Annotated in this window: 1 protein-coding gene; it reads right to left on the bottom strand. The window is 68.3% G+C overall.

All coding sequences use genetic code 11. The features are described from left to right. A partial coding sequence (locus tag AC1DXM_RS31945) for an Ig-like domain-containing protein (protein ID WP_477239545.1) occupies positions 1-698 on the bottom strand: 698 nt, incomplete at both ends.

Below are 698 nucleotides of genomic sequence, written 5' to 3'. Positions count from 1 at the left end.
GAAGGAGCTGGCGGTGAACACGCCGTTGGTGATGAAGGCGTGGCCGTCGATGGTCAGCGAGGCGATACCGTCGGGCGAGGAGATGGTGAAGGTGCCGCCCTGGGTGGTGCTTTCCTTCGAGGTGTCGGAGCCGGCCGATTCGCCAACACCGCGGCTGGCCAGGAGGTCATCCTCGTTGACGGTGACGTCGCCGCCGTTGGCAGCCGGCGTCAGGTCGGTGATCACCGGCGGCGAGTTGCCGATCGAGATGGTCAGCGTGGTGTGCGAGGTGTCGCCGTCGCCGTCCTTGATGGTGTAGGTGAAGACGTCGTCATGGCCGCCGGCCGAGCCGGCATCGCGGGTATAGGTGTAGGTGCCGTCGGCGGCCAGCGTCAGCTTGCCGTAGGCGCCCTGGATCTGGATGCCCAGCGTCGCGGTATTGTCGAGGGCGGCATTGGTGTCGCCAGCGGCGACGCCGACCACGGCAGCGCCGTCGGCGCCCCTGGTGTCGGCAACCCCGTCGGTCGCGTTGCCGTCGAGGGCATCGGTTCCGCCAACCAGCACATTGCCGGTGGCCGGGCCGAACAGGCCGGCCCCGATGCTGTCGATGTCGGCGACCGCCGTCGGCACGTCATCGACGATGTTGACGGACAGGGTGCCTGTGGCGTTCTGGCCGTCCTGGTCGGTGAGCGAGACGGCGAGGTTCTCGAACAGGCTGT

The organism is Mesorhizobium sp. P3_A2, assembly GCF_056403115.1.
The sequence above is the reverse complement of the archived record's forward strand: the minus strand, read 5'-3'. Positions and strand labels throughout refer to the sequence as shown.